Origin of the sequence: Flavobacterium sp. 245 (assembly GCF_004362055.1) — a bacterium.
Lineage (GTDB): Bacteria > Bacteroidota > Bacteroidia > Flavobacteriales > Flavobacteriaceae > Flavobacterium.
This window is the reverse complement of sequence record NZ_SNXB01000018.1, coordinates 42,311-48,744: the sequence shown is the minus strand read 5'-3', so window position 1 is coordinate 48,744 and position 6,434 is coordinate 42,311. Positions and strand designations below refer to the sequence as shown.

The 6,434-nt window shown below is 33.1% G+C and carries 6 protein-coding genes; 2 read left to right on the top strand and 4 right to left on the bottom strand.

Annotated features, from left to right (window positions below):
- Positions 1-777: 777 nt before the first annotated feature.
- Together EV145_RS21955 and EV145_RS21950 are read right to left on the bottom strand one after the other, a co-directional pair.
- Positions 778-2,013, bottom strand: coding sequence for an ABC transporter permease (locus tag EV145_RS21955; RefSeq protein ID WP_133527316.1), 1,236 nt, complete (start codon positions 2,011-2,013; stop codon positions 778-780).
- Between the two features lie 107 nt (positions 2,014-2,120).
- The gene (locus EV145_RS21950) at positions 2,121-2,615 is read right to left on the bottom strand and encodes a YkgJ family cysteine cluster protein (RefSeq protein ID WP_133527315.1); all 495 of its coding nucleotides are present in this window, start codon (positions 2,613-2,615) and stop codon (positions 2,121-2,123) included.
- A gap of 74 nt (positions 2,616-2,689) precedes the next feature.
- On the opposite strand from EV145_RS21950, the gene EV145_RS21945 reads away from it, so the two are divergent.
- Together EV145_RS21945 and EV145_RS21940 are read left to right on the top strand one after the other, a co-directional pair.
- Positions 2,690-3,397: a class I SAM-dependent methyltransferase gene (locus EV145_RS21945; RefSeq protein ID WP_133527314.1), complete on the top strand. Its 708-nt coding sequence runs from the start codon at positions 2,690-2,692 to the stop codon at positions 3,395-3,397.
- Positions 3,398-3,418: 21 nt separating this feature from the next.
- The gene (locus EV145_RS21940; protein WP_133527313.1) at positions 3,419-3,964 is read left to right on the top strand and encodes a YfiT family bacillithiol transferase; all 546 of its coding nucleotides are present in this window, start codon (positions 3,419-3,421) and stop codon (positions 3,962-3,964) included.
- Between the two features lie 63 nt (positions 3,965-4,027).
- Here EV145_RS21940 and EV145_RS21935 read toward each other — a convergent pair whose 3' ends face one another.
- Together EV145_RS21935 and EV145_RS21930 are read right to left on the bottom strand one after the other, a co-directional pair.
- On the bottom strand, positions 4,028-4,660 hold the full coding sequence (locus EV145_RS21935) for a 7-carboxy-7-deazaguanine synthase QueE (protein ID WP_133527312.1): 633 nt from the start codon (positions 4,658-4,660) through the stop codon (positions 4,028-4,030).
- Between the two features lie 99 nt (positions 4,661-4,759).
- Positions 4,760-6,427 carry a tetratricopeptide repeat protein gene (locus EV145_RS21930; RefSeq protein ID WP_133527311.1) on the bottom strand — a complete coding sequence of 556 codons (1,668 nt, stop codon included), beginning with the start codon at positions 6,425-6,427 and terminating at the stop codon, positions 4,760-4,762.
- Between the last annotated feature and the right edge of the window lie 7 nt (positions 6,428-6,434).

Below are 6,434 nucleotides of genomic sequence, written 5' to 3'. Positions count from 1 at the left end.
CGTGTTTTGCGGGGTGCAAATGTAACATCCGTTTTCAAATCCCACAAGCTTTTTTTGAATTATTTTTCAAAACTTTCGTTTCCCTTAATTCGTTTAACTTGCCAGTGTTTCAGTGAACGTTTGTCGTTGTTGCGGGTGCAAAAGTAGCACCTTTATTGAGTTAAACAAGCTTTTTATCTGAGTTTTTTTGATCTTTTTTAAAACTTTTTCTTAACACTCTGATAACTCAAAACTTAGCTTTTGATTTTTTTTATCATTTATAAGAATATTCCGTAGTGTTTGTGTTTATCTCAATTCTTGCATTTCCGAAAACGCCATTTTTATGGACTTCACAAAGCAATACATTCTTTCCTGAGAACTTTACACCATATTATATTACCCCCCTTTTTAGCCTTTTTCCGCCTTTTCCACGAAGAAACCAAGGCACAAAGTCTCTTTTCACTGCTTTTCCGACACGTATCTTTCTATACTTATATATAAGGCCTCTCTCGAAAACAACTTCCCTAGCCCCGATAGTAGTGAAAATCCTTTTGTGGCGGGGTTCACCACAAAAGATTACTTCCTCAGTTCGCTATCACTCGTGTGTAGCGGATAGCGGGAAACAGCTGCTTATTAAAACAAATTACTGGCTTCAAAAACTCCCGCCCCAATCAAATGTTCTAAATCCTTATTCTCATATATTATAAATGTGATCCTCCACTTATATATGTATAGAAAAAACAAACCCGCCAAATTTTATAATCTGGCGGGTTACATACAATTAAATATTTTCAATCATTAATCAAACCTTATTGCTTTGACAGGAGATATTTTCGTTATTAAATATGAAGGGATCAATAATACCAAAAAACAAATTACCACGGTTAGCAAATTCAACGCTATTACATAACCCCAATTTAGATATACTGGCGCTTGATTGACATAGTAATTTTCGGGATTAAGATGAATAACTCCAAATTGCTGTTGAATCAACAATATCGAAATACCGATAAGATTACCCCAGAACAATCCACGAATAATTAAATAGAAGGCATTATACAAGAATATTTTTCGGACAGTCCAGTTATTGGCACCTAGTGATTTCAAAATTCCAATCATTTGTGTTCGTTCTAAAATTAGGACTAAAAGAGCCACTACCATATTTATAGTAGCAACTAAAATCATTACACCTAGAATTACTACTATATTGAAATCAAAAAGCTGAAGCCAATCAAAAATATAACTATACTTTTCTATAATCGTTTTTGTATCCAGACTTGACGATGTCGCTTCGTAAATTTGATTACCGGTTTCTTTTATCCGGGTAAAATCTTTAACAAAAACTTCAAAAGCTCCAACTTGATCTGGCGCCCATCTGTTGATTCGTTGTATGTGACGAATATCCCCTATTATATATGTCGCGTCAAAGTCCTGAAATCCTGAACTAAAAATACCAGCAATTTTAAATCGGCGGCTGTTTGGCAATTTTCCCTGCTCTTCTTTTAGAAAAAAGGTATTAAAACTATCTCCTAATTTCAAATTAAGTCTATCTGCGAGAAATCTGGAAATAATAACTTCTTCATTAAGTGCTTTTGAGAAATCGGGCAAATTCCCTTCAACCAAATACTCTTTTATATTGCTCCAATCATAATCTGCTCCTACTCCTTTAAAGATAATACCTTCAAACGCATTTGCCGTTCTTATAATTCCAGCTTTACTTGCAATAGCCTGAACATGGCTGACATCGGGAACCGATTTAAAATTAGGATAAAAATCCTGTTTTTTAGAAATTGGAACCAAAGTCACTTCGGAATTGTTGTTATCAAAGTTTGATATAATTACCTGACCATTAAAAGCAGAAATTTTATCGCGGATTTTTTGCTGTAGCCCAATTCCGGTCGCCACAGAAACCAGCATCATAATAATACCAATTGCAATTGCCGAAATAGCAATTTTTATGATAGGTGCCGAAATACTGCTTTTATAATCTTTAGCAGTAATAAGTCTTTTGGCTATAAAATATTCTAAATTCAATTTAATGATGTTATATTGGTAATACCTACTGTTTATTTCTTCAAAAATACGTTTAAAAAATCAGAATCGAATTCCTGTAAAAGACAATTCCAAAATAGCTGCATTTATTATAGCGGAAGCTTCTTTTTCATTTCCTCAACAATATTATACGCGGCAGGACATATTGCGACGTTTTTTAATGTCAGATCTGTTATTTGATAAAACTTCTTGCGGTCAGTATGTGGAAATTCACGACATGCTTTTGGACGAACATCATAAATCATACAATAATTCTCAGCATCCAAAAAAGTACAGGGAACGCTTTTTAACACATAATCTTTATCTTCATCAATTCTTAGATACTGCTCTATAAACTGTTGTGGTTTTTGTTTAAACGATTTTGAAATTCTTTCGATGTCAGCCAAAGTAAATAACGGCCCAGTCGTTTTACAACAATTGGCACACTGCAGACAATCTGTTTTTTTGAACTCAGCATCATGTAAGTCCTGCATTACATAGTCTAAATTTTTAGGCTGTTTCTTTTTAAGCTTATCAAAATACTTTTTGTTTTCGATATGCTTATCTTTGGCTAACTTATTTAAGTTGTTTAAAATTTGCTTCAAGTTTAAAATTTAAAGTTGAACTGCAAAATTAAACAACTTTAAACTTGAAACCTTAATCTTTGAATTAAAATACGATGAAAGATCTTTTTGGGAAAGCGATGTTCGATTTCCAGACTAATAATTCACCCGAAGACATTATTACCGAAACTTCTATTTCTGAAGAAGATGAAATGAGTATTGCGTATCTATTTCGCTCCTATAATGAAATGCCAAAATTGGAACAAAAAGCCCTGCAATTATCTTTCGGAAAAACCTTAGATGTAGGCTGTGGCGCGGGAAGCCATAGCCTTTCTCTTCAAAATGACCGCAATTTAAATGTGACTTCAATAGATATCTCAGAAAAAGCAATCGAAACCTGCCAATTACGCGGAGTGAAAAACGCAATAGTTCGAAACATTCTAGATTTTGAAGAAGAAAAATTTGATACTATTCTTTTATTAATGAATGGCACAGGAATTTTTGGAAAACTAGAAAACTGCAATCAATATTTATCTAAATTAAAATCTTTATTAAATCCTGGTGGTCAAATTTTAATTGACAGTTCAGATATCATTTATATGTTTGATGAAGATGAAGACGGCGGCAAATGGATTCCGTCGGGTGATAAATATTATGGAGAATTAACTTTTACTATTTCGTATAAAGGAGAAAAAGAAAAATCTTTTGATTGGCTATACCTAGATTACAATACGCTTCAGAATGCTGCGATTGCGAACGGATTAAAATGTGAACTAATTTTAGAAGGCGAGCACTATGATTATTTAGCCAAACTTTCGATATAAACGTACAAACATTCTAAAAAAATGGAAGAACTAGATTTAGAAAAATTAAAGTATCCAATTGGGAAATTTGTAATTCCAGATAACTATTCAAAGGAATACATATTAAATAAAATTGAAGAAATTGCCTCGTTTCCAGAAAAATTAAAAAACGAAACAATTCATTTGACTGACGAACAACTTGATACACAATATCGCCCCGAAGGATGGACAGTAAGGCAAGTTATTCATCATTGCGCTGAAAGTCATATGAATTGTTATATTAGAATCAAATGGACTTTAACTGAAAACAATCCCGTGATAAAAGCATATGATGAAACTTTATGGAGCGAACTTCCAGATAATTTATATATGCCGATTGAGCCAACACTAAAGTTACTAGAAGGGCTTCATTTTAGATTAGCTTACATTATGAAAAATTTATCAGAAAGCGAATTAGAAAAATCATTTATCCATCCTGAAAACAATTCAGAACTGAAGCTAAAACGAATCATAGGAATGTATGCCTGGCATTCTAATCATCATTTAGCACATATCACCACTTTAAAAAAAATTAAAAACTGGGACTGAAAAACTCCGTTGTTAGTAAGCCTTATAAAAAGAAAATCTCTTCAATTGAAGAGATTTTTTCTTTTATGGTATATTCAAATATTTATGTGTTTGAAGCGAAACACGCCATTTCGGGTTATTCATTACATAATCAACAATCAGCGGCGTCATTTCTTCTTTTTTGCTCCATTCGGGCTGAAGAAATAAAATTGCATTATCATTCACAAGTTCTGCTTGTTCTTCTGCAAAAATAAAATCGTGTTTATTATAAATAATCACTTTTAATTCATGCGCATTATCATAAACTGTTTGAGTTGGCAATTTATTCTTTTTGGGAGAAAGACAAATCCAGTCCCAAGTGCCGCTCAACGGATAAGCACCTGATGTCTCTATATGCACTTTTAGATTTTTATCTTTTAACTGCTGTGTAAGCAAAGTCATGTCCCATGTTAATGGTTCACCTCCAGTGATCACAACAGTATCTGCATAAGCTGAAGCATTTTTTACAATTAATTCAGTACTAGTTGGCGGATGAAGTTCTGCATTCCAGCTTTCTTTAACATCACACCAATGGCATCCCACATCACACCCTCCAATTCTAATAAAGTATGCGGCAGTTCCTGTATGAAAGCCTTCTCCCTGAATGGTGTAAAATTCCTCCATTAAAGGCAACATTGCTCCTTTATTAACTTCTAATTGTATTTCTTTTGCTAACATTATTCAATTTTAAAGTGCAAAGATAGTCATTTCTTAACGGAACAAAAAAACCGACAGTCTATTGAACTGTCGGTTTTATAAATAGTTAGAAAACTTATATTATTTCAAAGCTTTCACAGACTGTGTTGCATAAGCATTAGTTGGATCTAAAACTAAAGATTTGTTGAAATATTCAACTGCTTTAGCTTTATCTGTATTAGCATAAGCAGCACCAATACTATTGTAAGCTTCAACTACTTTTTTAACTGTTGCAGGTTTAGCCAATTCTTCAGCACCTTTAGCAGTTGTTTTAGTAATATACTCTTCGTAGTTTTTGATAATTAAATCATCTTTCTCTAACAAGTTGTTGATTCTTCCTTTGTATAAGTACGCCTCATCATAAGTTGGAGAAGCTACAAGAACTCTATCAAAAGCAGCATCAGCTTTAGTTAAAGCAGCAGCATCAGCAGCTCCGTTTGCTTTATTAGCATTTGCATAGTATAATGAAATACCATAATATACATTATCATTCAAATAATTTTTCTGCTCAGCATTAGTAGTGCTTAATTCGTAGATAGCAGCAGCTTGGTTGTATTGTTTTTTACTAAACAATTCTTTACCAAAATCCCCTAGATCTTCAACTGCTAACGGTTCCATTTCAACTGCTTTTTTGATATCAGCTAAACCAGCATCAAAAGCAGACGCTTCAACAGCTCCGTCAGCTCCAGTACCTTTTTTAATTTTAGCAAATCCTAAAGTTAAATAATCTTTAGCAATAACTTTGTTAGTTGGAACTTTTACATAATCCTCTAATGATTTAAGAGCTACATCAATATTTCCGTTTTCATAAGCAGAATAACCTAAATATCTATAAATTCTAGGATTAACTTTATCCTCAGCAATCATTTTATTTGCTACAGTTTCTAAACTCTTATAATCTTTAACCAAAATCAAGAAATCTGCGTGACGCATTTTAGAATCTAAAGAGTAATCAGTCAAACTTAAGTATTTCTCATAGTTTGTGATTGCGTTTTGCAAATTAGTTTTCGATGTAGAAGGCTTATTTCTTGCCCATTTGTAATACGTCTCAGCTAATTCTCTATAAACCGGACCATAACTTGCATTTAATGCAATAACTTCATTGAACGCTTTAATAGCCTCATCGTATGATTTAGCACCTTTCAACAAAACACCTAATTGCATTTTAGCTCTTAAAAGTGTAGGATCTGCAGTAAAAGCATCACGGTAAGCCTTATAAGCATCGTTTTGATTGTTTGCTCCATAATAAGCATCACCAATAGCCAACAAAGCAGTCGCATTTTGTGGCTCTATTGCCAAAGCACGTTTTAAACTAGCAATTGCAGCATTATAATCAGGAGTATTTGAATTAGTGTAAGCTTTACCAATGTAGATATATTCATCAACATCTTTACGCTTCATATCTTTAGTAGCTAAACCAAAGTTAGCCTGAGCAGATGCAGCATTTTTACTGTCAAGATCAATTTGACCTAATCCGATATAATTAAGGTTTTTTCTATCTGATGCTTCTAATCCATTTAAATAGTAAATCTTCGCTGAATCCACAACGCTTTGATTTAAATAGATGTTTCCTAAAACAAAATTAGCCTCACCATCTGAAGGTTTTGCTTTTATGATTGACTTAAGCAATGATTTTGCCTTTTGAAATTGCTCAGCATCAATTGCCTTTTTTGCTTCTTTGATGTCTTGCGCTTTTGCAACAGTGGCAGATGCAACTAATGCAAGACTAAAAATTTTAAATTTATTCATCTTTGTC

Coding starts and splice junctions, on each gene's coding strand:
- EV145_RS21945 (WP_133527314.1), top strand. CDS start 2,690: ATGAAAGATCTTTTTGGGAAAGCGATGTTCGATTTCCAGACTAATAAT.
- EV145_RS21940 (WP_133527313.1), top strand. CDS start 3,419: ATGGAAGAACTAGATTTAGAAAAATTAAAGTATCCAATTGGGAAATTT.
- EV145_RS21935 (WP_133527312.1), bottom strand. CDS start 4,660: ATGTTAGCAAAAGAAATACAATTAGAAGTTAATAAAGGAGCAATGTTG.
- EV145_RS21930 (WP_133527311.1), bottom strand. CDS start 6,427: ATGAATAAATTTAAAATTTTTAGTCTTGCATTAGTTGCATCTGCCACT.